The organism is Burkholderia sp. ABCPW 11 (genome assembly GCF_001523445.1).
Taxonomy (GTDB): Bacteria; Pseudomonadota; Gammaproteobacteria; order Burkholderiales; family Burkholderiaceae; genus Burkholderia.
In genome coordinates this window covers 171911-195561 of sequence record NZ_LOVM01000093.1, presented here as the reverse complement: position 1 = coordinate 195561, position 23651 = coordinate 171911, and the positions used below count along the sequence as shown (strand labels likewise).

The 23651-nt window shown below is 65.4% G+C and carries 24 protein-coding genes; 3 read left to right on the top strand and 21 right to left on the bottom strand.

Annotated elements, in window-relative coordinates; translation table 11 throughout:
• Positions 1 to 33 precede the first annotated feature (33 nt).
• Positions 34 to 357: an RnfH family protein gene (locus WS61_RS29880; RefSeq protein ID WP_050012887.1), complete on the bottom strand. Its 324-nt coding sequence runs from the start codon at positions 355 to 357 to the stop codon at positions 34 to 36.
• A 4-nt stretch (positions 358 to 361) separates the two neighbouring features.
• Positions 362 to 799 (bottom strand): type II toxin-antitoxin system RatA family toxin, encoded by a 438-nt coding sequence (locus WS61_RS29875; RefSeq protein WP_034188832.1) that lies wholly within the window; start codon positions 797 to 799, stop codon positions 362 to 364.
• Positions 800 to 898: 99 nt separating this feature from the next.
• Between WS61_RS29875 and smpB the strand changes: the two genes are divergently transcribed.
• Positions 899 to 1345, top strand: coding sequence for an SsrA-binding protein SmpB (gene smpB / locus WS61_RS29870; RefSeq protein ID WP_034181129.1), 447 nt, complete (start codon positions 899 to 901; stop codon positions 1343 to 1345).
• Between the two features lie 153 nt (positions 1346 to 1498).
• Here the strand turns inward: smpB and WS61_RS29865 are convergent, their stop codons facing one another.
• The 3 genes from WS61_RS29865 to ppsA all read right to left on the bottom strand — a co-directional run bounded on the left by WS61_RS29865 (position 1499) and on the right by ppsA (position 5502).
• Positions 1499 to 2434, bottom strand: a complete 936-nt coding sequence (locus tag WS61_RS29865; RefSeq protein ID WP_059505918.1) for an SPFH domain-containing protein — start codon at positions 2432 to 2434, stop codon at positions 1499 to 1501.
• Between the two features lie 32 nt (positions 2435 to 2466).
• Positions 2467 to 2901 (bottom strand): NfeD family protein, encoded by a 435-nt coding sequence (locus WS61_RS29860; RefSeq protein WP_059505916.1) that lies wholly within the window; start codon positions 2899 to 2901, stop codon positions 2467 to 2469.
• Between the two features lie 201 nt (positions 2902 to 3102).
• Positions 3103 to 5502, bottom strand: a complete 2400-nt coding sequence (gene ppsA, locus WS61_RS29855; RefSeq protein WP_034207651.1) for a phosphoenolpyruvate synthase — start codon at positions 5500 to 5502, stop codon at positions 3103 to 3105.
• Positions 5503 to 5878: 376 nt separating this feature from the next.
• Between ppsA and WS61_RS29850 the strand changes: the two genes are divergently transcribed.
• Entirely contained in the window at positions 5879 to 6694 is an 816-nt protein-coding gene (locus tag WS61_RS29850) for a pyruvate, water dikinase regulatory protein (RefSeq protein WP_034207652.1), read from the top strand.
• A 99-nt stretch (positions 6695 to 6793) separates the two neighbouring features.
• Here WS61_RS29850 and WS61_RS29845 read toward each other — a convergent pair whose 3' ends face one another.
• The 16 genes from WS61_RS29845 to rpsB form a co-directional block, all read right to left on the bottom strand.
• Complete coding sequence (locus WS61_RS29845; RefSeq protein ID WP_059505914.1) at positions 6794 to 7576, bottom strand: RNA methyltransferase; 783 nt, start codon at positions 7574 to 7576, stop codon at positions 6794 to 6796.
• Complete coding sequence (gene rnhB, locus WS61_RS29840) at positions 7573 to 8217, bottom strand: ribonuclease HII (protein ID WP_059505913.1); 645 nt, start codon at positions 8215 to 8217, stop codon at positions 7573 to 7575. Before rnhB ends, WS61_RS29845 begins: the two co-directional genes overlap by 4 nt.
• A complete protein-coding gene (gene lpxB, locus WS61_RS29835; protein ID WP_059505911.1) occupies positions 8214 to 9383 on the bottom strand; it encodes a lipid-A-disaccharide synthase in 1170 nt (389 codons plus the stop codon). The genes rnhB and lpxB overlap by 4 nt, the downstream gene beginning before the upstream one ends.
• A 3-nt stretch (positions 9384 to 9386) precedes the next feature.
• Positions 9387 to 10175, bottom strand: coding sequence for an acyl-ACP--UDP-N-acetylglucosamine O-acyltransferase (lpxA, locus tag WS61_RS29830; protein WP_034207656.1), 789 nt, complete (start codon positions 10173 to 10175; stop codon positions 9387 to 9389).
• Positions 10176 to 10242: 67 nt separating this feature from the next.
• Complete coding sequence (fabZ, locus tag WS61_RS29825; protein ID WP_006495559.1) at positions 10243 to 10710, bottom strand: 3-hydroxyacyl-ACP dehydratase FabZ; 468 nt, start codon at positions 10708 to 10710, stop codon at positions 10243 to 10245.
• Between the two features lie 129 nt (positions 10711 to 10839).
• On the bottom strand, positions 10840 to 11922 hold the full coding sequence (lpxD, locus tag WS61_RS29820; RefSeq protein WP_059505908.1) for a UDP-3-O-(3-hydroxymyristoyl)glucosamine N-acyltransferase: 1083 nt from the start codon (positions 11920 to 11922) through the stop codon (positions 10840 to 10842).
• A gap of 16 nt (positions 11923 to 11938) precedes the next feature.
• Positions 11939 to 12436, bottom strand: coding sequence for an OmpH family outer membrane protein (locus WS61_RS29815; RefSeq protein ID WP_034207658.1), 498 nt, complete (start codon positions 12434 to 12436; stop codon positions 11939 to 11941).
• 64 nt (positions 12437 to 12500) lie between these two features.
• Entirely contained in the window at positions 12501 to 14810 is a 2310-nt protein-coding gene (gene bamA, locus WS61_RS29810; RefSeq protein WP_006478499.1) for an outer membrane protein assembly factor BamA, read from the bottom strand.
• Between the two features lie 61 nt (positions 14811 to 14871).
• A complete protein-coding gene (gene rseP, locus WS61_RS29805) occupies positions 14872 to 16242 on the bottom strand; it encodes an RIP metalloprotease RseP (RefSeq protein WP_059505906.1) in 1371 nt (456 codons plus the stop codon).
• An 11-nt stretch (positions 16243 to 16253) separates the two neighbouring features.
• The gene (locus tag WS61_RS29800; RefSeq protein ID WP_059505904.1) at positions 16254 to 17450 is read right to left on the bottom strand and encodes a 1-deoxy-D-xylulose-5-phosphate reductoisomerase; all 1197 of its coding nucleotides are present in this window, start codon (positions 17448 to 17450) and stop codon (positions 16254 to 16256) included.
• Positions 17451 to 17465: 15 nt separating this feature from the next.
• Positions 17466 to 18287, bottom strand: a complete 822-nt coding sequence (locus tag WS61_RS29795) for a phosphatidate cytidylyltransferase (protein WP_059505902.1) — start codon at positions 18285 to 18287, stop codon at positions 17466 to 17468.
• Positions 18281 to 19063 (bottom strand): polyprenyl diphosphate synthase, encoded by a 783-nt coding sequence (gene uppS / locus WS61_RS29790; protein ID WP_034207662.1) that lies wholly within the window; start codon positions 19061 to 19063, stop codon positions 18281 to 18283. Before uppS ends, WS61_RS29795 begins: the two co-directional genes overlap by 7 nt.
• Before the next feature lie 49 nt (positions 19064 to 19112).
• Positions 19113 to 19673, bottom strand: a complete 561-nt coding sequence (frr, locus tag WS61_RS29785) for a ribosome recycling factor (RefSeq protein WP_006483822.1) — start codon at positions 19671 to 19673, stop codon at positions 19113 to 19115.
• 103 nt (positions 19674 to 19776) lie between these two features.
• Positions 19777 to 20490 carry a UMP kinase gene (pyrH, locus tag WS61_RS29780; protein WP_006402648.1) on the bottom strand — a complete coding sequence of 238 codons (714 nt, stop codon included), beginning with the start codon at positions 20488 to 20490 and terminating at the stop codon, positions 19777 to 19779.
• Between the two features lie 156 nt (positions 20491 to 20646).
• The gene (gene tsf, locus WS61_RS29775; RefSeq protein WP_034207664.1) at positions 20647 to 21528 is read right to left on the bottom strand and encodes a translation elongation factor Ts; all 882 of its coding nucleotides are present in this window, start codon (positions 21526 to 21528) and stop codon (positions 20647 to 20649) included.
• A 162-nt stretch (positions 21529 to 21690) separates the two neighbouring features.
• A complete protein-coding gene (gene rpsB / locus WS61_RS29770; protein WP_034207665.1) occupies positions 21691 to 22431 on the bottom strand; it encodes a 30S ribosomal protein S2 in 741 nt (246 codons plus the stop codon).
• 377 nt (positions 22432 to 22808) lie between these two features.
• On the opposite strand from rpsB, the gene map reads away from it, so the two are divergent.
• Complete coding sequence (gene map, locus WS61_RS29765) at positions 22809 to 23624, top strand: type I methionyl aminopeptidase (protein WP_059505900.1); 816 nt, start codon at positions 22809 to 22811, stop codon at positions 23622 to 23624.
• Positions 23625 to 23651 lie beyond the last annotated feature (27 nt).

Genomic DNA, 23651 nt, shown 5'->3' with positions numbered 1-23651 from the left:
CGTTCGATCCGACCAATCGGGGCGAACGACGCGTCAGCGCGCGTCCTTGTGCATCCACTTGCGGCCCTCGATCGAGCCGTCGCGGCGGGATTTGTCGACGCGCCGCTGGCGCGCGAGCTTCGGATCGACGATCAGCGGACGGTAGATCTCGACGCGGTCGTGATCGACGAGCGGCGCGTCGAGCGGCGCGAGCTTGCCGTAGACGCCCGTCTTCGCGTGCGCGAGATCGATCTCCGGATGCAGCGCGAGCACGCCGCTCGCGTCGATTGCCGAGCGCACGGTCGCCCCTTCGGGCAGCGACAGCGGAATCAGCGTCTGGCGGTCCGGCAGTGCGTAACAGACTTCGATCGACAGCATCGCGTCACCCCTTTCCGTAGCGCTGGTCCGCGCGCTTCACGAACGAATCGACGAACGTGTTCGCGATGTGGCTGAACACCGGCCCGATGATCTTCTCGAGCAGGATGCTCGAAAACTCGTAATGCAGCGCGAATTCGATCTTGCACGCATCGGCGCGCAGCGCCGTGAAACGCCACGAGCCCGTGAACTTCTTGAACGGACCATCCGTGAACTCCATGTCGATCCGCGTCGGGCGCTGCTGCGTGTTGCGCGTCGCGAAATGCTGCTTGATGCCCTTGAAGTTGATGTCGATGCGCGCTTCCATTCCGCTCTCGTCCTGACGGCGAATCTCGACACCGCCGCACCAGGGCAGGAAATTGGGGTAGTCGGCCACGTCGGTGACGAGGTCGAACATCTGTTCCGCCGAATGACGGATCAATACGGTTTTCTGGACATCTGCCATAAATCGCGCGGCATCGCTCAAAGTGGGAACGCCAAGCCGGGCGATTCTCGCCCCGCTTTGCTAAAATCGTGATTTTAAACGACTTGGCCCGATCCTTTCATGAGCATCATCGACAACAGGAAAGCGCACTTCGATTACCACATCGAGGAACGCTACGAGGCGGGGCTCGTGCTCGAAGGCTGGGAAGTCAAGGCGCTGCGCGCCGGGCGCGGCCAGATCAAGGAAGGCTACGTCGTGGTGAAGAACGCCGAGATCTTCCTGATCGGCACCCATATCAGCCCGCTGCCCGAAGCCTCGACGCACATCAAGCCCGACCCGGTTCGCACGCGCAAGCTGCTGCTGCACCGCGAGGAAATCAAGAAGCTGATCGGCAAGGTCGAGCAGCGCGGCTACACGCTCGTGCCGCTGAACTTCCACTACAAAGGCGGTCGCGTGAAGTGCGACATCGCGCTCGCGAAGGGCAAGAAGCTGCACGACAAGCGCGAAACCGAAAAGAAGCGCGACTGGGAACGCGAGAAGGCGCGCATCATGCGCGCCGGCGCGTGACGCTCGCGGCGCTCATCGCCAACGACACGGCCCGCTCGAAGCGGGCCGTGTCGCTTTGGTATTCCTGAACCGCGCCGGCTGGCCACCGGCTGCGCGACGATTCGCCGCACGACGACGCGCACGCGGCAACCACGCACACATCGATCGTCGGGCTCAGCCCTTCGCGCCGGACGCCGCCCCCGCGCTCTTGACGATCGTGAGCGCCGACGAGATCGCGGTGCCGAGATCTGCCAGGTTCGACGGCACGATCAACGTGTTGCCCTGCTTCGCGAGATTCGAGAACGCGCCGACATACTGCTCGGCGACCTTCAGGTTCACCGCGTCCATCCCGCCTTGCGACTGAATCGCGCTCGCGATTTTCTGGATCGCCTGCGCGTTCGCCTCGGCCACCGCCAGAATCGCGGCGGCTTCGCCCTGCGCCTGGTTGATCGCGGCCTGCCGCTCGCCTTCGGACTTCTGGATCGCGGCTTCGCGCGCCCCCGACGCGAGGTTGATCTGTTCCTGCTTGCGGCCCTCGGAGGCGGCAATCAGCGCACGCTTTTCGCGCTCCGCGGTGATCTGCGCCTGCATGGCGTGCAGGATCTCCTTCGGCGGCGTCAGGTCCTTGATCTCGTAGCGCAGCACTTTCACGCCCCAGTTCGCCGCGGCGTCGTCGAGCGCCGACACGATGCTGTGGTTGATGAAATCGCGCTCCTCGAAGGTCTTGTCGAGTTCGAGCTTGCCGATCACCGAGCGCAGCATCGTCTGCGACAACTGCGTGATCGCGAGCACGAAGTTGCTCGACCCGTACGACGCCTTCATCGGATCCATCACCTGGAAATACAGCACGCCGTCGACCTGCAACTGCGTGTTGTCGCGCGTGATGCAGACCTGGCTCGGCACGTCGAGCGGAATTTCCTTCAGCACGTGCCGGTACGCGATGCGATCGACGAACGGCAGCACGATGTTGAGACCGGGCGACAGCGTCGCGTGGTAGCGCCCGAAGCGCTCGAGCACCCACGCATGCTGCTGCGGCACGATCTTCACCGTCTTCGACACGATCACGATCGCGATGACGAGCAGGACAACCCAGATGATCAGCGAATCCATGAATATTTCCTCCTTGTTGTATCGGCGGACGATCAGCCCGCGGGTTTCGCCACGACCACGAGGCAGTTGCCGCGCACGGCGCTCACCTGGTACACGTGCGCATCGTCGCGCTCGCCGTGCGCGAGCTCGACGTCCCAGTCGGCACCGCGATACCGTACGCGCGCGCGGCCGTCACGCCACGCGTCGACCGTGACGGTCGAGCCGATATCGAGATTGACGTCGGGATTCGTCGACGTGTCGCGCTTCTGCTTGCGGCCGAGCCCCGAGCGACGCAGCACGATCATCGCGACGATCGCGACCGCGGCCGCCGCGCCGAACTGCACGTGCGGCGCAAAACCGGCCAGTTGCAACAACCCGCCCGCGAGAAAGCCGAGCGCGATCATCAACAGATAGAACGTGCCCGTCAGCAATTCGGCGACGACCAGCACACCCACCCCGACCCACCAGAACAGATGCCCCGACATCATTGTGGTCTCCAGAAAAACGCCCCCGCGCTCACCCTGTTCGCGGCCCCGCGGGGTAGTCGGCACGCTTGGGGCGGCCCGACACGTACCGACAAACAAAAACACCCCGGTGCTTACCGGGGTGTTTATAGCATGAACCTTGCATTTTGCCTTCATCGAAAGAGCGGCGATGCCGCTCCTTCGCCGAAAAGGCATGACCGACCGTTACTTCCGGTTGGCGAGCGCCTGCCACGTATCGATGATCGTGTCGGGGTTCAGCGAGATCGACACGATGCCTTCGTCGGTCAGCCATTGCGCGAAGTCCGGGTGATCGGACGGGCCTTGGCCGCAGATACCGACGTACTTGCCCATCTTGCGGCAAGTATCGATCGCACGCTTGAGCAGGAACTTGACGGCAGGGTCGCGCTCGTCGAAGTCGACTGCCAGCAGTTCCATGCCCGAATCGCGGTCGAGGCCGAGCGTGAGCTGCGTGAGGTCGTTCGAGCCGATCGAGAAGCCGTCGAAGTGTTCCAGGAACTCTTCGGCGAGGATCGCGTTGGTCGGGACTTCGCACATCATCACGAGGCGCAGACCGTTTTCGCCGCGCTTCAGGCCGAACTTCTCGAGCAGGCCGACGACGCGCTCCGCCTGCTTCACGGTCCGCACGAACGGCACCATGATCTCGACGTTCGTCAGGCCCATCTCGTCGCGCACGCGCTTCAGTGCACGGCATTCCATCTCGAACGCCTGCGCGAAATCGTCGGCGATGTAGCGCGACGCGCCGCGGAAGCCCAGCATCGGGTTTTCCTCGTCCGGCTCGTAACGCGAACCGCCGATCAGCTTCTTGTACTCGTTCGACTTGAAGTCGGACAGACGCACGATCACGGGCTTCGGATAGAACGCCGCCGCGATCGTCGCGACGCCTTCCGTCAGCTTGTCGACGTAGAACTGACGCGGCGACGCGTGGCCGCGCGCGACGCTCTCGACCGCCTTCTTCAGGTCCTGGTCGATGTTCGGGTACTCGAGAATCGCCTTCGGGTGAACGCCGATGTTGTTGTTGATGATGAACTCGAGACGCGCGAGGCCCACGCCGGCGTTCGGCAGTTGCGAGAAATCGAACGCGAGCTGCGGGTTGCCGACGTTCATCATGATCTTGACCGGGATTTCCGGCAGTTCGCCGCGCTGCACTTCCGTGACTTCGGTCTCGAGCAGCCCGTCGTAGATCTTGCCTTCGTCGCCTTCCGCGCACGACACGGTAACGAGCGCGCCGTCCTTCAGGATGTCGGTCGCATCGCCGCAGCCGACGACTGCCGGCACGCCGAGTTCGCGCGCGATGATCGCCGCGTGGCAGGTGCGGCCGCCGCGGTTCGTGACGATCGCCGCGGCACGCTTCATCACCGGCTCCCAGTTCGGGTCGGTCATGTCGGCCACCAGCACGTCGCCCGGCTGCACGCGTTCCATTTCCGACGGATCCTGGATCACGCGCACGGGGCCCGCGCCGATCTTCTGGCCGATCGCACGCCCCGTCGCCAGCACCTGCGACTGGCCCTTCAGCTTGAAGCGCTGCTCGGCCTTGCCGGTTGCCTGGCTCTTCACCGTTTCCGGACGCGCCTGCAGGATGAAGATCTTGCCGTCGCGGCCGTCCTTGCCCCACTCGATGTCCATCGGACGCTGGTAGTGCTTCTCGATGATCACCGCGTACTTCGCGAGCTCGATCACGTCGTCGTCGGTGATCGAGTAGCGGTTGCGCTGCTCGTGCGGCACGTCGACCGTCTTCACGCGGCCCGGCTCGCCCGGCTGCGTGAATTCCATCTTGATCAGCTTCGAGCCGATCGAGCGGCGGATGATCGGGTACTTGTCCTGCGCGAGCGTCGTCTTGAACACGTAGAACTCGTCCGGGTTCACCGCGCCCTGCACGACGGTTTCGCCCAGGCCGTAGCTCGACGTGATGAACACGGCGTCCTTGAAGCCCGATTCGGTATCGATCGTGAACATCACGCCGGCGGCGCCGACGTCCGAGCGCACCATGCGCTGCACACCGGCCGACAGCGCGACTTCGGCGTGCGTGAAGCCCTTGTGCACGCGGTACGAGATCGCGCGGTCGTTGTACAGCGACGCGAACACGTGCTTCATGCGGTCGAGCACGTCGTCGATGCCGACGACGTTGAGATACGACTCCTGCTGGCCGGCAAACGATGCGTCGGGCAGGTCTTCCGCGGTCGCGGACGAGCGCACGGCGAACGACAGTTCGCTCGGCGAGCCGTTCTTCAGCACTTCGAACTGCGCGCGAATTTCCTGCTCGAGGCGCGGCTGCAGCGGCGCGTCGACGATCCACTTGCGGATTTCGGCGCCGGCTTCGGCGAGCGCCTTCACGTCGTCGATGTCGAGCGACTCGAGACGCTTGGCGATACGATCGGTGAGGTCGTTGTGCTTGAGGAAATCGCGGAACGCGAGCGCGGTCGTGGCGAAACCGGTGGGTACGCGAACGCCTGCTTCGGAAAGCTGGCTGATCATCTCGCCGAGCGACGCATTCTTGCCGCCCACGATCTCCACATCGGTCATCCGCAACTGCTCGAACGGAATTACATACGCCTGGTCCTTTGCGACGTTTGCTGCGTTAGTCATACAAGCCCCTAAGTGTGAAAAAAATACTCGATCGCGCAAGTGGGCTCGAACGCGGGCGCTTGCAAAAAGGCGCGGCGCGTCTTGCGCAACCTGTTAGATAAACACTCGCAGCAGCGGAAATCTTCCGACCCGATTTGCAAAAATCCCGGCAGAAGGGCGATATTTTCAGACAAATCGCCAGACTTGCCGGGAATTCGAGAATCGCGCGGCCCAGCCACCGGGCGCCGTTCGCGCCCTGCCCCCGCAATTGCTTATCCAACAGGTTGCCGCTATTCTACCGTGCCGGCTGCCGGATGTGGCGCGACCTTGTCACTGGGTCTGGAGGCTCGCCTCCAGCCGCCCGCGCAACTGCCCTTCACGCTCGACGTCCAGATTCATGCTGCCTACCGTATTCATCGTCTCCGACGGCACCGGGATTACTGCCGAAACCTTCGCGCATTCGATCCTGTCCCAGTTCGACCAGAAATTCCGCCTCGTGCGCGTGCCGTTCGTCGACTCGCTCGACAAGGCCTATGCGACCGTCGAGAAGATCAACGAGGCCGCCGTGCACGACGGCCGTCGCGCGATCGTGTTCACGACGCTCGTCGACAGCGAGTCGAACGACATCGTCAAGCGCTCGAACGCGCTCGTGCTCGACATGTTCCAGCGCTTCGTCGAACCGCTCGAGCAGGAACTGGAACTCAAGTCGAGTCACGCGATGGGCCGTGGCCACCAGAATGCGGACACCGAGGAGTACAAGACGCGGATCGAGGCGATCAACTTCTCGCTCGCGCACGACGACGGCCAGTCGAACCGCAACCTGTCGGAAGCCGACGTGATCCTCGTCGGCGTGTCGCGCAGCGGCAAGACGCCGACGAGCCTGTACCTCGCGATGCAGTACGGCGTGAAGGCCGCCAACTATCCGCTGATTCCGGAGGATTTCGAACGCGGCAAGCTACCGTCGGCGCTGTCGCCGTACAGCGACAAGCTGTTCGGGCTGTCGATCGACCCGCAGCGCCTGTCGGAGATCCGCAACGAGCGCCGGCCGGGCAGCAAGTATGCGGCGCCGGAGAACTGCCGCTACGAGATCAACGAGGCCGAGGCGATGATGCGCCGCGAAGGGATCAAGTGGCTGTCGTCGACGCACAAGTCGATCGAAGAAATCGCGACGACGATCCTGCAGGAAATCCGCCTCGACCGGCAGTCCTACTGAGCGCGAAAGCACTGGCGGCGGTCCGGCCGCCGCCGAAAGCAACAAGGCCGCGTCGAACGCGGCCTTGTTTCGTTTTACGGCGAATACGCGCGTGCGGCGTCACCCAGGCCGCTGCTGCCGCACCTGCTCGAACAGGCATACTGCCGCCGCCGCCGCAACGTTCAACGACTCCATCCCGCCCGGCTGCGGAATCGTCACGCGATGCGTGGCCGCGTCGCGCCAGAATGTCGACACGCCGGCGCCTTCGTTGCCGAACACCCACGCGACGGGCCCCGACAGATCGCAGTCGTAGACCGCCTGCGCGCCATGCGAGTCGGTCAGCGCGACCGGTACGTCGAGGCGTTCTGCAAGCGCCGCCGCGTCGACATCCTCATGGATCGACAGCAGGAAATGCGCGCCCATGCCCGAACGCAGCACCTTCGACGACCACGCATGGGCCGTCCCCGGCGCGCAGAACACGTGACGCACGCCGGCCGCCGCCGCGCTGCGCAGGATCGAACCGACGTTGCCGGCATCCTGCACGCCGTCGAGCACGACCGACGTATGCGTCACGCGTTCGGGCAGCGGTTGCGCCGGCCGGTCGACCAGCAGCAGGAAACCGACGCCGTTGACGACGTTCGACAACTGCCCGAACAACGCGTCCGGCAGCGTGACGATCCGCTGCGCGTCGATACGCGCGACGATCGCTTGCGCGTCGGCGTGGCCGAGCGCACCTTCGGTCGTGACGCACAGCTCGGGTGTCGCACCCGTGTCGAGGTACGCGCTCGCCAGATGGAAACCTTCGAGCAGCGCCTGGCCGCTGCGGCGCTGATGGGGCGTCGAACCCGCGAGCACTTTCAGGCGCTTGTACAGCGGGTTGTCGCGGGAAGTAATGCTTTTCATCGAATCAGATCAAGCGCCGCACGCACGGGCGCGAACGAGCGCCGATGCGCTTCGCACGGGCCGTGCTCGCGTAATGCGGCAAGATGTTTCGCGGTGCCGTAGCCCGCATGTACGTCGAAGCCGTACACCGGGAAGCGTTCGTGCAGATCGACCAACATCCGGTCGCGCGTGACCTTCGCGAGGATCGATGCGGCCGAGATGCTCGGCACGAGCGCGTCGCCGCTGACGATCGCCTCGGCGCGCACGCTCAGCGTCGGGCAACGGTTGCCGTCGATCTGCGCGAGCGTCGGCAGCACCGACAGCCCTTCGACGGCCCGCTTCATCGCGAGCATCGTCGCGTGCAGGATGTTCAGCGTATCGATTTCGTCGACGCTCGCCGACGCGACGCAGTATGCGTGCGAACGCTCGACGATCAGGTCGTACAGCATGTCGCGCTTCTTCGCGGACAGCACTTTCGAATCGTCGAGCCCGTCGATCGGCCGCGCCGGATCGAGGATCACCGCGGCGGCCACCACCGGCCCCGCGAGCGGGCCGCGGCCGGCTTCGTCGACACCGCAGACGATCTCGTCCGGGCGGCTGAAATCGAAACCGCCCTGCACGTCGCTCGACGCGCGGCGGCGCGGTGCACGGACTGCGGTCATGCGCGCCCCTTGCGTTGCTCGAGCACGCGCACGACGGCCTCGGCCGCCTTCGCGGCCGTGTTCTGCCGCAGCGAAAGATGCATTTCGGTAAACACTTCGGTCAGCGTGCGGCGGTTCGCATCGTCGCGCAGCTGCGTGAGCGTCGCATCGGCAAGCGCCTCTGGCGTCGCGAAATGCTGCAGCAGCTCGGGCACGACGAAGCGCCCCGCCAGGATGTTCGGCAAGCCGACATACGGCAGGTAGCCCTGCCGGCGCATGATCTGCCCGGTCAGCCAGGGCACCTTGTACGAGATCACCATCGGCTTCTTCAGCAGCGCGGCTTCCAGCGTGACGGTGCCGCTCTTCACGAGGATCGCGTCGGCGGCCGTCATCGCGACCTGCGAGCGGCCGTCGGTGATCGTCAGCGCAAGCTGCGGGTGCGCGTCGACGAGCGGCTGCAGCAGCTCGCGCAGCGCGGGCGTCGCCGCCGGCATCACGAACCGCACGCCGGGCTCGCGCTGCTGCATCAGCGCCATCGCCGCGAAGAACGTCGGGCCGATCAGCGCGATCTCCGAGCGCCGGCTGCCCGGCAGCACCGCGATCACCGGGCCGTCGGCCGGCAGACCCAGCGCGATGCGCGCGCCGTGCGTGTCGGGTTCGAGCGGAATTTCGTCGGCGAGCGGATGGCCGACGTAGGTCGATGCGACGCCGGCCTTGTCGAGAATCGCCGGTTCGAACGGGAACAGGCACAGCATGTGGTCGACGGACTTCGCGATCTTCTTGATCCGGCCGCCGCGCCACGCCCAGATCGACGGGCACACGAAGTGGATCGACGGGATGCCCGCGTCGCGCGCGGCCTGCTCGACGTTGAAGTTGAAATCGGGCGCGTCGACGCCGATGAACGCATCCGGCCGCTCGGCGAGCAACTGGCGCTTCAGTTCGCCGCGAATCCGCAGGATCTCGGGAATCTGGCCCAGCGCCTCGACATAGCCGCGCACGGTCAGCTTGTCCATCTGCCAGTGCGAGTCGAAGCCGTGCGCGATCATGCGCTGCCCGCCGATCCCGTAATACTGGGCCGATTCGGGCAGCCGCTCGCGCAGCCCGCCGAGCAGCGATGCCGCGAGCAGGTCGCCCGACGGCTCGCCGGCCACCATCGCGAGCCGCAGCTGATTGGTCGGGAGCGGCATCGCTTAGCGGATGATGCCGCGTTGCGACGCGTCGATGAACTCGACGAGCGCCTTCACCGGTGCATCGCCGTCGCCGCCGGCTTGCGCGAGCTCGCGCAGTTGCACTTTCGCTTCCTCCAGCGACAGGCTGTTCTTGTACAGCACGCGGTACGCGCTGCGCAGCGCCGAGATCGCGTCGGCCGAGAAACCGCGCCGGCGCAGCCCTTCGACATTGATCCCGTGCGGCTCGGCCTTGTTGCCCGCCGCGATCACGAACGGCGGAATGTCCTGCACGAGCGCCGACGCGCCGCCCAGCATCGAATGCGCGCCGATACGCACGAACTGGTGCACGCCCGACATGCCGCCGACGATCGCGAAGTCGCCGATCTCGACGTGGCCGGCCATCTGCGCGTTGCTCGACAGGATCACGTTGTTGCCGACGCGGCAGTCGTGGCCGATGTGCACATAGGCCATGATCCAGTTGTCGTCGCCGAGCGTCGTCACGCCGACGTCCTGCACGGTGCCCGTGTGGATCGTCGTGAATTCGCGGATCGTGTTGCGGTTGCCGATCACGAGCTTCGTCGGCTCGTCCTTGTATTTCATGTCCTGCGGACGGCCGCCGACCGACGCGTAATGGCCGATGCGGTTGTCCTCGCCGAGCGTCGTATGGCCTTCGATCACGCTGTGCGAGCCGATCGTCGTGCGCGCGCCGATCGTGACGTGCGGGCCGACGATCGCGTACGGGCCGATCTCGACCGATTCGTCGATCTGCGCGCCCGGCTCGACGATCGCGGTAGGATGAATCCTGGTCATGCGCCGTTGCCTCTCGATATGATGTGTCGCGTTGCTCGCGTTACGTTATCCATGCGTGCCGCGTCGCTCAGGGCGCCGCGTCGGCCGTCTTGACCGTGCACATCAGTTCGGCTTCCGCCGCCACCTTGCCGTCCACTTCCGCCACCGCCTTGAATTTCCAGATGCCGCGGATGTAGCGCTCGAACGTCACGTTCAGGATCAGCTGGTCGCCCGGTTCGACCACGCGCTTGAAGCGGGCACCGTCGATCCCGACGAAGTAGTACAGCGTGTTCTCCGGATCCTTCGGCTGCTCTTCCGCGAACGTCAGCAGCGCCGCGGCCTGGGCGAGCGCCTCGAGGATCAGCACGCCCGGCATCACCGGCCGCTTCGGGAAGTGCCCCTGGAAGAACGGCTCGTTGATCGACACGTTCTTCAGCGCTTTGATCCCTTTGTGCGGTTCGAGTTCGAGCACGCGGTCGACGAGCAGAATCGGGTAGCGATGCGGCAGCAGCGTGAGGATCTTGTGGATGTCGAGATTGATTTTTTCAGTGCTCATGATGGTTCGTCTCACGCAGAGGCTGCGCGGTGGTGATGCAAAGGCTGAAGCGGGCCGCCGTGCGACCCAGTCTGACGAACCGGGCCGGTTGCGCTGGCCGTGCCCGGTTCGTGGTCTCGCATGATGGGCTCAGGCGTGGGCGCCGCCCTGGGCGGCGAGCGCGGCTTCGAGCGCCTTGACGCGCTCGCGCAGCTTGTCGAGGTTGCGCACGAGCGCGGCGCTCTTGTTCCATTCGCCGTGGTCGACGGCCGGGAACGCGCTGGTATAGATGCCGGCCTTCGGCAGCGATTTCGATACGCCCGACTTCGCGGTGATGATGACATAGTCGCCGAGCGTCACGTGGCCGGCGATCCCCGCCGCGCCGCCGATCATGCAGTGGCGGCCGATCGTCGTGCTGCCCGCGATGCCGGCGCTGCCGGCGATCACCGTGTACGCGCCGATCCGGCAGTTGTGGCCGATCTGCACCTGGTTGTCGATCTTCACGCATTCCTCGATGACGGTATCCGCCATCGCACCGCGGTCGATCGTCGTGTTCGCGCCGATTTCGACGTCCGGGCCGATCGTCACGCCGCCAACCTGCGGGATCTTGACCCAGCTGCCGGTGCGCGCATCGCCGTCGCCGACGAAATCCGGCGCGAAGCCGAAGCCGTCCGAGCCGATCACGGCGCCCGCATGGATGATCGCGCGCGGGCCGATCTTGCAGCCGTGGTACACCGATGCGTTCGGATAGACATGCGAGCCGGCGCCGATCGTCGTGCCGCGGCCAATGAACACGTTCGCGTCGAGTTGCACGCCGTCTTCGATCACCGCGCCGGCCTCGACCGTCACGTGCGGGCCGATCACCGCGGTCGCGGCGACCTGCGCGGCCGGATCGATCGTCGCGCTCGGATGCACGCCGGCCGCACGCGGCGGCGTGGCGAGATCGATGAACATCTGCGCGACGCGCGCGAAGTACGCGTACGGATTCGGCGTCACGATGAAGTTGCGGGGGCCGGCGGCGGCCGCGCCCAGCTTCTCCAGATCCTTCGGCGCGATCAGCACCGCGCCGGCGCGGGTCGTCTCGACCTGCGACAGGTACTTCGGGTTCGCGAGAAACGCGAGTTGCTGAGGGCCTGCCTGATCGAGCGGCGCGAGGCCGCCGACCGTGCACTGTGCGTCGCCGGCGATCTCGCCGCCGAACCGCTTTACGAGTTCCTCGAGCGTCAATGCCATTCGTCGTCTGCTCCGTTCAGTTCGCCGAGCCGGACGCGAGCGCCTTGAGCACCTTGTCGGTGATGTCGATGCGCGGGCTGACGTACACGGCTTCCTGCACGATCAGGTCGTAATTCTGCTGCTCGGCGATCTGCTTGATGACCTTGTTCGCCTTTTCCAGCACGGCAGCCAGCTCTTCGTTGCGACGCTGGTTCAGGTCTTCGCGGAACTCGCGCTGCTTGCGCTGGAAGTCGGTGTCGAGCTGCGCGAGATCGCGCTGCTTCTGCGCGCGATCGGCCGCCGACAGCGACGTGCCGTTCTTGTCGAGCGAATCGGACATCGACTTCAGACGTGCCGCCAGATCCTGCAGATCCTTGTCACGCTTCGCGAACTCGGCTTCGAGCTTCGTCTGCGCCGCCTTTGCGGGCGCCGACTCGCGCAGGATCCGATCCGAATTGACCGCCGCGATGCGGGCGACGTCCTGTGCGTGCACCGTCGCCGCGCCCAGGGCCAGCGCAACGGTCAGCGCGCACATCACTCGTTTCGAAAACTTACCGGTTAGCAAAATTACCCTCTCGTTGCTGTTGTCATGCGTTCGATCAGAACGCCGTCCCGATCTGGAACTGGAATTTCTGGTACTGGTCGCCTTCATGCTTCTGCAGCGGGAAGCCGAGGCTCAGCTTCAGCGGGCCGATCGGCGAGATCCACGCGAGACCCACACCGTAGCCGTAGCGCAGGCCGTTCGCGCCCGTACTCGTGCCGCCCGGCGCATTGCCCCACACGTTACCGCCGTCGAGGAACGTGAACACGCGCAGCGTGCGGTCGTAACCCGTACCCGGCAGCGGGAACGTCAGCTCGATGTTGCCGACCAGCATCTTCGAACCGCCGATCGGGTCGTTCGTCTTCGTGTCGCGCGGGCCCAGCGAGCTCGGCTCGTAGCCGCGCACGGAGCCGATACCGCCCGCGTAGTAGTTCTTGAAGATCGGGTACGGGTTGCCGATACCGTTACCGTAACCGCCCTGCAGGTTCAGGCCCAGGATGAAGCCGCGCGAGAACGAATAGTAGTATTGCGCCTGCAGGTCGGCCTTGTAGTACTGGATCTTGCCGACCGGCACGCCGTACTCCATGTTCGCCTGCGTGAAGTAGCCGCGGCTCGGAATCAGCGCGCTGTCGCGCGCATCGCGCGACCATGCCACCGTCAGCGGCACCGTGTTCGACACGCGGCCGAACTCGTTCACGTAATCCTGGTAGCTCTGCGGCGTGTTCGAATCGACGTCGAGGCGGTTCTGCTCGAAGCCCGCGCCGAAGTACACGGTGTCGACTTCCGAGAACGGAATGCCGAACTTCAGGTTGCCGCCCGCGCTGATGATCCGGAAGCTCGAGCTCGTCGAATAGTAGAGCGGCTGGTACGTGCGGTAGAAGACGTCCGTGATCCGCTTGATGCCGTCGACCGTGAAGTACGGGTCGACCTGCGTGACGGTCAGCGTACGGTAGCTCTTCGCGGTGTTGACGTTTACCGACAGGCTCGTGCCCGAACCGAACACGTTGTCCTGCGACACGCCGGCCGACAGCACGACCTTGTCCGTCGACGAGAAGCCGGCGCCCAGCGTGATCGCGCCGGTCGGCTTTTCGTCGACCTTCACGTTCACGTCGACCTGGTCGTTCGTGCCTTCCACCGGCACCGTCGTCACGTCGACGTTGGTGAAGTAGCCGAGGCGGTTCACGCGGTCCTTCGACAGCGCGAGGCGGTTCGAGTCGAACCACGAGCTTTCGAGCTGGCGCATTTCGCGGCGCACCACTTCGTCGCGCGTGCGCGTGTTGCCGACCACGTTGATGCGGCGCACGTACACGCGGCGGCTCGGGTCGACGACGAGGTTCAGGTTCACCTTGTGGTTCGCCTGGTCGATGTCCGGCTGCGCATTGACGGTCGCGAATGCGTAGCCGTATTCGCCGAGCTTGTCGACGATCGACTTGGTGGTCTGCTGCAGCTTTTCGGCGGAGAAGCGGTCGCCCGGCTTGATCTTGATCAGCTTGTTGAGCTCGGCTTCGCGATCGAGCAGGTTGCCCGACAGCTTGATGCCCGACACCGTGTACGGCTCGCCTTCGTGCAGCGTGACCGTCAGGTACATGTCCTTCTTGTCCGGCGAGATCGACACCTGGGTCGACTCGATGTTGAACTCGAGGTAGCCGCGGTTCAGGTAGTACGAGCGCACGGCCTCGAGGTCGCCCGTGAGCTTTTCCTTCGAGTACAGGTCGTTCTTCGTGTACCAGGAGAACCAGTTCGGCGTCGACAGCTGCATCTCGTCGCGCAGCGTGCTGGTGCTGAACGCCTTGTTGCCGATGAAGTTGATCTGGCGGATCTTGGCGCTCGGGCCTTCGGCGACCGCGAACAGGATCGACACGCGGTTCGCGTCGACCGGCGTGATCGTCGTCTTGACCTCGGCCGCATAGAAGCCGCGCGTCAGGTACTGGCGCTTGAGCTCCTGCTCCGCCTTGTCGACGAGCGCCTTGTCGTAGTAGCGGCCATCGGCGAGGCCGACCGCGCGCAGCGCCTTCGTCAGGTTGTCCTTGTCGAATTCCTTCGTGCCGGTGAAGTCGATCGACGCGATGGCCGGACGCTCCTGCACCTGCACGATCACGACGTTGCCCTGCGTGGCGATGCGAACGTCGTTGAAAAAGCCCGTCGCGTACAACGCGCGGATTGCTTCGGATGCCTTGTCGTCCGTGAAGGTATCGCCCTGCTTGATCGGCAGATAGGCGAACACCGAACCCGCTTCGACGCGCTGCAGCCCCTCGATCTTGATGTCTTGCACCACGAACGGTGCCGCTGCATGCGCCGCGAGGCCGTGCGCGGCGAGCGCGGCCGCTGCAACTGTCTTAGGTACAAAGCGATGAGGTTTGAACAACATGCATCCCCAATATTTAGCTGCATCAAATCGGGCGGCTGACCAGCGGCCGCCGCCTGACGCTTCAGAAATGGATTAACCGAGCCAAATCGTTGAACAGCGCGATCGCCGACAATGCGACGATGCAGATCAACCCGGCTCTTTGCAGAATCAGCTGCCAACGCTCCGAGACGGCTTTCCCGGTCGCGGCTTCAACCGCATAATATAACAGATGCCCCCCGTCCAAAACGGGAATCGGCAACAAGTTCAGGACGCCAAGGCTAATGCTGACAAGGGCGAGGAACGACAGGAACGCCGACGGGCCGAGCCGCGCGCTCTTGCCTGCGTAGTCGGCGATCGTCACCGGGCCGGACAGGTTCTTCAGCGACGCGTTGCCCGTGATCATCCGCCCGAACATCTTCAGCGAATACACGGAAATGTCCCACGTGCGATGCGCGCCGAGCCGCAGGCTCTCGATCGGCCCGTAGCGCACGTCCACCGACGGCGCGTGCATCGACAGCGCCGCGCCGATCCGGCCGACCTGCTGCCCGGATTCGTCGTCGCGCTGCATCTGCGGCACGATCGACACCGTCTGCGCGGCGCCGTTGCGTTCGATCTGCAGGTCGAGCGGCTGGCCCGCGTGGTGCTTCACCGTATCGATGAAGCGCGCCGCGCCGCCGAGCGGCTTGCCGTCGAGCGCGACCAGCTTGTCGCCGACCTTCAGGCCGGCCTGCTCCGCCGCGCTGCCCGGCTGCACCGACGCGACCGACAACGTGCCGCCGCCGGCCTCGAAGCCCAGATGAGCCATGAAGTCGTCGTCGAGCTGGCTGTCGGGCACGTTGCGCAGGTCGACGCGGAAATCGAACGTCGCATTGCCGTCGCGCGCGCCGAGCACGACCTCGCGATGGTCGAACGCGGCCGACAGCAGCTTCCAGCGCAGGTCCGACCACGATCGCACCGGTTCGGACTCGCCGCCCTGCGCGTTGCGGATCGACACGACCGTCTCGCTGCCGTCGAAGCCCGCGCGGGCCGCCGCCGTACCGGCGGCCGGCGGCGCGACGATCGCGGCCGGCTCGGTCACGCCGGTGGCGAATACGGCGGAGAACAGCGCAATTGCCAGCAGGAAGTTCGCAATCGGCCCGGCCGCGACGATCGCGATGCGCTTGTAGACCGACTGGCGATTGAATGCCTGCCCGAGCTCCTCGGGCGGAATGCCGGGGCCCGGATCGCGCTCGTCGAGCATCTTCACGTAGCCGCCGAGCGGCAGCGCGGACAGCGTCCACTCGGTGCCCGTCCTGCGGCTGACCCAGCGCGCGACGGGCTGGCCGAAGCCGATCGAGAAACGCAGCACCTTCACGCCGCACCAGCGCGCGACGCGATAATGTCCGTACTCATGCACGACGACCAGCACCCCGATCGCCACCGCAAACGCGACCAGTTCGACCAGCACGTTCATGAGCACCCCATTCAGACCGTACGCTCCACGCGTGGCGCAGGCGCTTTTGCAATGATCGCGGCCGCGAGGCGGCGAGCCTCGGCATCCGCCGCGAGGACGTCGTCAAGCCCGTCGGGCGCGCGGTTCGGCAGCGTGTTGAGCACCGCGTCGACCGTCGCCGCGATCGCCATGAAGCCGATCCGGCGCTCGAGAAATGCTTCGACCGCCACTTCGTTCGCCGCGTTCAATGCGGCGCTCGCGATACCGCCTTCCTCGAGTGCCTTCAGCGCGAGCGCGAGACACGGGAAGCGCGCGTAATCGGGCTTCTCGAACGACAGCTGGGCGATCTGCGCGAGGTCGAGCTGGTCGACGCCCGCGTCGACGCGCTCGGGGAATGCGAGTGCGTGTGCGATCGGCGTGCGCATGTCGGGGTTGCCGAGCTGCGCGAGCACCGAGCCGTCGCGGTACGACACGAGCGAATGGATCACGCTCTGCGGATGGATCAGCACGTCGATCCGGTCGCCCGGCAGCCCGAAGATCCAGTGCGCCTCGATCACCTCGAGGCCCTTGTTCATCATCGTCGCGGAATCGACCGAGATCTTGCGGCCCATCACCCAGTTCGGGTGCTTGCACGCCTCGTCCGGCGTCACGTCGACGAGCGTGGCCGGCTCGCGCGTGCGGAACGGGCCGCCCGACGCGGTCAGGATGATCTTCGAGATCCCGCCGTGTTCGGCCGCGTCGCGCGGCATGCACTGGAAGATCGCGTTGTGTTCGCTGTCGACCGGCAGCAGGATCGCGCCATGGTCGCGCACGGCGTCCATGAAGATCGCGCCCGACATCACGAGCGCTTCCTTGTTCGCGAGCAGGATCCGCTTGCCGGCGCGTGCGGCCGCCAGGCTCGGCGCGAGGCCGGCCGCGCCGACGATCGCCGCGACCACCGTGTCGCAGCCGTCGCTCTTCGACACGTCGACGAGCGCCTGCGGCCCGTGCAGCACGATCGTCTTGCTGCCCGCCGCGCGCAATTTCGCGTCGACGTGCGCGGCCGTCGCGGCATCGCCGACCACCGCCACTTCAGGCGCGAAGCGCAGACACTGCTCGACGAGCTTGTCGCCGTTGCGGTGCGCGGTCAGCGCGTAGACCGAGAAGCGCTCGGGATGGCGCGCGACCACATCGAGCGTGCTGTCTCCGATCGAGCCCGTGGAACCGAGCAATGTCAGACGTTTTTGCATAACAGAAATAATGGTTTAACCAAGCAGCAGCATCGCGAGCGGCAGCACCGGCAGCAGCGCGTCGACACGATCGAGCACGCCGCCGTGGCCCGGCAGCAGTCCGCTCGAATCCTTCACGCCCGCCTGCCGCTTCAGCAGCGACTCGAACAGGTCGCCGATCACGCTGTACGCGACCAGCAGCGTCAGCGCGGCCCACGCGCCGGGCATTCCGTAGCGCGCGGCGAATGCAGAAAACAGGGTCGGCTCGAATGCGTGCACGGCCATCGCGACACCGGCGACGGCCATGACCGCGAACCAGCCGCCGATCGCACCTTCCCAGCTCTTGCCGGGGCTGATCGTGACGGCCAGTTTACGCTTTCCGAAGGCCTTGCCTGCGAAGTATGCGCCGATATCGGCCAGCCAGACGACCAGAAGCAGCGACAGCACGAACGGCACGCCCTGCGCGCGAGCTGCGACGAGCGCGTGCCAGCAGGCGGCGAATACGACGAGGCCGGCGGCGAGCAGGAACGGCCGCCAGACGCCGCCCGCGAGTTCGGGCTTGCGTCGCAGCGCGAACGGGCCGACCAGCAGCCAGAACACGCCGGCCGCCATGAAAAGGGGACGGGACGAAGCCGCATCGACGCCGAGCGGCGCGGTGGCCGCGAGCGCGAGCGCCGCGACGACGGCGTAGACGACGGGGCCGGCGCCGCCGAGTTTCAGCAGGCGCGCCCACTCCCACGCGGCGAACACGAGCACGACGCCGATCAGCGCGCCGAACCCGTCGAGCGGCGCGAACAGCGTCACCGGCAGCAGCACCGCCAGCATCACGATCGCCGTGATCACACGGGTTTTCAGCATGAAAGGGAGTCGGCGTTCTGCGATTGCGGTTCGAGCTGCGCACTCGTGCGCCCGAAACGGCGCTCGCGCTCGGTATACGACGCCATCGCGTCGGCCAGTGCCGCGCCGTCGAAATCCGGCCAGTACTTGTCGGTGAAATAGAATTCGGCGTACGCGAGCTGCCACAGCAGGAAGTTGCTGACGCGCTGCTCGCCGCCGGTGCGGATGAAGAGATCGGGCTCCGGCGCGTAAGCCATTGCCAGGTGCGGCGCGAATGCGTCCTCGGTCACTTCGACCTCGCGACCTTCGCGCACGGCCTGCTCGACGAGTTTCTTCGTCGCCTGCAGGATGTCCCACCGGCCGCCGTAGTTGGCCGCGATGGTGAGCGTCAGACGGGTATTGCGCGCCGTCTTGGTTTCGGCGCGGCGAATCAGTTCGCGGATGCGCGGCTCGAAACGCTCGAGATCGCCGACGACCCGCAGGCGGATGCCGTTCGCATGCAGCTTGCCCACTTCGCGCTCGAGCGCGGTGATGAACAGCCGCATCAGGAACGACACTTCGTCGTTCGGCCGGCGCCAGTTTTCCGAACTGAACGCGAACAGCGTCAGGTATTCGACGCCGGCGCGCGCGCAGCCTTCGACCACCGCCCGCACGGCATCGACGCCGCGGGTATGCCCCGCGACGCGCGGCAAGCGGCGTTCGGTCGCCCAACGGCCGTTGCCGTCCATGATGATCGCGATGTGACGCGGCACGACACCGACGTCAGGCACGCGAACGGTAGAGCTGGTATAGGTCATGGCCGTTGAGACAGTAAGGCGGGAAGAAGGCGGCGCGCGAGGACGGTCGTCAGACCGTCATGATCTCGGCTTCCTTGGTCTGCACGAGCTTGTCGACCTCGGCAACGTGCTTGTCGGTCAGCTTCTGCACGTCGTCGCTCGCGCGGCGCTCGTCGTCTTCCGAGATTTCCTTGTCCTTCACGAGCTTCTTCAGCGCTTCGTTCGCGTCGCGGCGCAGGTTGCGGATCGCGACCTTGGCCGTTTCGCCTTCGCTCTTCACGACCTTGGTCAGCTCGCGGCGGCGCTCTTCCGTCAGCGCGGGCATCGGCACGCGGATCAGGTCGCCGGCCGTCGCCGGATTCAGGCCCAGATCGGCTTCGCGGATGGCCTTCTCGACCTTCGCGACCATGTTCTTTTCCCACGGCTGCACGCCGATCGTGCGTGCATCGACGAGCGTCAGGTTCGCGACCTGCGAGATCGGCACCATCGAGCCGTAGTAGTCGACCTGCACGTGATCGAGCAGGCCGGTGTGTGCACGGCCCGTACGGATCTTGGCCAGATCGTTCTTGAACGCTTCGATCGAGCGCTGCATCTTTTGCTCGACGCCCTTCTTGACATCAGCGACACTCATTTCAACCTCCGAACCTTCAAACCTTCAAAAGAACGCGAGCCCCGCCCGGCGCGTGTCGCGCCGCGGCCGGCAACCCGCGCCGATCGCCCGCATCCGCGGGAGTTTACACGTGGACGAGCGTACCTTCGTCCTCGCCCAGCACGATGCGCTTGAGTGCGCCCGGCTTGTTGATCGAAAACACGCGAATCGGCAGCTTCTGGTCGCGGCACAGCGCAAACGCCGTCGCGTCCATCACCTGCAGGTTGCGGCTGATCGCCTCGTCGAAGCTGATCGTCGTATAGCGCGTGGCCGACGGGTCCTTCTTCGGATCGGCAGAATATACGCCATCGACCTTGGTCGCCTTCAGCACGACTTCGGCACCCACTTCCGAGCCGCGCAGCGCGGCGGCGGTATCGGTCGTGAAGAACGGGTTGCCGGTGCCGGCCGCGAAGATCACGACGCGGCCTTCCTCGAGCTGACGGATCGCGCGGGGCCGGATGTACGGCTCGACGACCTGGTCCATGCGCAGCGCGGACTGTACGCGCGCCTCGATGCCGGCGTGGCGCATCGCGTCCTGCAGCGCCAGCGCGTTCATCATCGTCGCGAGCATCCCCATGTAGTCGGCCGTCGCGCGGTCCATGCCGGCCGCGCCGCCTGCGACGCCGCGGAAAATATTACCGCCACCGATCACGACCGCGAGCTGCGTACCGAGACGCACGACTTCCGCGATATCGGCCACCATCCGTTCGATCGTCGCGCGATTGATGCCGAAGGCATCGTCGCCCATCAGCGCTTCGCCGGAGAGTTTGAGGAGGACGCGTTTATAGGCATTGGACATAGGGGCTTCCGAGCGACGAGAGGATGACAACCACGAACTGTAGGGGCGAAATACTGATTCGGGCAAGCGCCGACGACCGGACCGGGGTTCCCGGCCGGCCGGCGGCGCCGCCGGCCGCGGCGGAGCGGACGCCCGCCGCGGATACTGCCTGACTGCTTACTGCTGCTTTGCTGCTGCGACTTGCGCGGCCACTTCGGCGGCGAAGTCGTCCTGGCGCTTCTCGATGCCTTCGCCGACGACGAACAGCGCGAACTTCTGCACTGCGGCATTCGCGGCCTTCAGCATCTGCTCGATCGTCTGCTTGTCGTTCTTCACGAACGTCTGGTTCAGCAGCGACACTTCCTTCAGGTACTTCTGGACGCTGCCATCGACCATCTTCGCGACGATTTCGGCCGGCTTGCCCGATTCGGCAGCCTTCTGCTCGGCCACGCGGCGCTCCGTCTCGATCAGTTCCGCCGGCACGTCGGCCGACGACAGCGCGACCGGCTTCATCGCGGCGATGTGCATCGCGACGTCCTTGCCGACCTGCTCTTCCGCGCCCGTGTACTCGACGATCACGCCGATACGCGCGCCGTGCAGGTACGTGGCGATCTTGTTCGCGGTTTCGAAACGGACGAAACGGCGGATCGAGATGTTCTCGCCAATCTTGCCGACCAGCGCCAGACGCACTTCGTCGACCGTCTTGCCGTCGAGCGGCAGCGCCGACAGTGCTGCCACGTCGGCCGGGTTCTTCGTCGCGACGAGTTCCGCGACCGTCTTCGAGAATGCGAGGAAGTCGTCGTTCTTCGCGACGAAGTCGGTTTCGCAGTTCAGTTCGACCAGCGCGCCCGCGTTGCCGCCGACGAACGATGCGACGACGCCTTCGGCCGTCACGCGCGATGCGGCCTTGCTCGCCTTGTTGCCGAGCTTGACGCGCAGCAGCTCTTCAGCCTTGGCCAGATCGCCGTCGGCTTCCGTCAGCGCCTTCTTGCACTCCATCATCGGTGCGTCGGTCTTTGCGCGCAGTTCTGCCACCATGCTTGCGGTAATTGCCGCCATCATTCGCTCCTTGAGTCTGTATTCACAACGCCGCCCGCTTGGACGCGAACGGCCGGGATTCGTTTCCGGACCCGCGCCGATTCGGCGCGATCAGGTCCGGCGCACAAGCTTAAAAAAAGGGGGCCTGTTGAGAGCCCCCTTTTTGCGCCGGCTCGGGGCCAGTTACGCGTTTTCCTCGACGTACTCGTCGTCGCCGCGCGCTGCCTGGACCACTTCGTTGACCGCATTCGCACGGCCTTCCAGGATCGCATCGGCCACGCCTTGAGCGTACAGCGCGACTGCCTTGCTCGAGTCGTCGTTACCCGGGATCACGTAGTCCACACCTTCCGGCGAGTGGTTCGTGTCGACCACGGCGATGACCGGCACGCCCAGCTTGTTCGCTTCCGTGACGGCGATCTTGTGGTAGCCGACGTCGATGACGAAGATCGCGTCCGGAATGCCGCCCATGTCCTTCACGCCGCCAATCGACTTCTGCAGCTTGGCGATTTCACGCTCGAACAGCAGCGCTTCCTTCTTGCTCATCTTCTCGGTTTCGCCCGCTTCGACGGCCGCTTCCATGTCCTTCAGGCGCTTGATCGACACCTTCAGCGTCTTGAAGTTGGTCATCATGCCGCCGAGCCAGCGTGCGTTGACGTACGGCATGCCCGCACGTTGCGCTTCCTGGGCGATCGTGTCACGCGACTGGCGCTTCGTGCCGACGAACAGGATCGTGCCGCGGTTCGCTGCCAGCTGGCGCACGTACTTCTGTGCGTCCGTGAACATCGGCAGCGTCTTTTCGAGGTTGATGATGTGAATCTTGTTGCGGTGACCGAAAATGAACGGAGCCATCTTCGGGTTCCAGAAGCGCGTCTGGTGACCGAAGTGGACACCCGCTTCCAGCATTTGGCGCATCGTAACTGCCATGTAAATTCTCCACGAGGGTTGGGTCTTAAGCCGGCTGCCGTACCGCCGCGCGAACCCGCCCGAAGGGCGCGGACTTCGCGCGGCCGGCACCCTGGTTGCGCCGGCTTGCGATTCGGCACGTGCAAAATGCCCGTGCCGCAAGTCTTTCACCGCGATGCCGCCCCAGAATGGGGAAAGTTCGGCATTTGGATATCGACTTAGCCAAAGAGTATAGCACGCGGATTTGTCGGCTCTCAAGTCGCGCGGCACTTTCGCTTGCCGCGCGGCAGCGGGCCGGACAATCCGCGAAAACCCGCATCCGCGCGGCCGGCAGGGGCTGCGAGGCCCGCCATAAGGTGCGATAATCCGTCAATTCACCGCATTCCAGGCATACCTCGATGGCTATTACGCTCAAAAACGAACACGATATCGCGGAGATGCGCGTTGCCTGCCGTCTCGCGAGCGAAGTGCTCGACTTCATCACGCCGCACGTCGTCGCGGGCATCACGACCGCCGAGCTCGACCGGCTCTGTCACGAATTCATGCTCAATGAACAGGGCACGATCCCCGCGCCGCTGAATTATCAGCCGCCCGGCTATCCGCCGTACCCGAAAGCTACCTGCATCTCGGTCAACGACGTGATCTGCCATGGCATTCCGGGCGAGAAGGTGCTGAAGAACGGCGACGCGCTGAACATCGACATCACCGTGATCAAGAACGGCTATTTCGGCGACACCAGCCGGATGTTCATCGTCGGCGAGGGTTCGATCCTCGCGAAGCGCCTCGTGCAGACCACCTACGAATGCATGTGGCTGGGCATCGACCAGGTCAAGCCCGGCGCGCACCTCGGCGACATCGGCTACGCGATCCAGAAGCACGCGGAAGCGCAGGGCTACAGCGTCGTGCGCGAATACTGCGGCCACGGCATCGGCACGGTGTTCCACGAGGATCCGCAGGTCGTCCACTACGGCCGCCCGGGCACCGGCATCGAGCTGAAGGCCGGGATGATCTTCACGATCGAGCCGATGATCAACGCCGGCAAGCGCGACATCCGCACGATGCCCGACCAGTGGACGGTCAAGACGCGCGACCGCAGCCTGTCCGCGCAGTGGGAGCACACGGTGCTCGTCACCGACACCGGCTACGAAGTGCTGACCGTGTCGGCCGGCACGCCGGCGCGCCCCGTGTTCGCGCAACCGGCCGCCGCCGTCTGAGCGCCGTCGCGCCCGCCCCACTCCCGC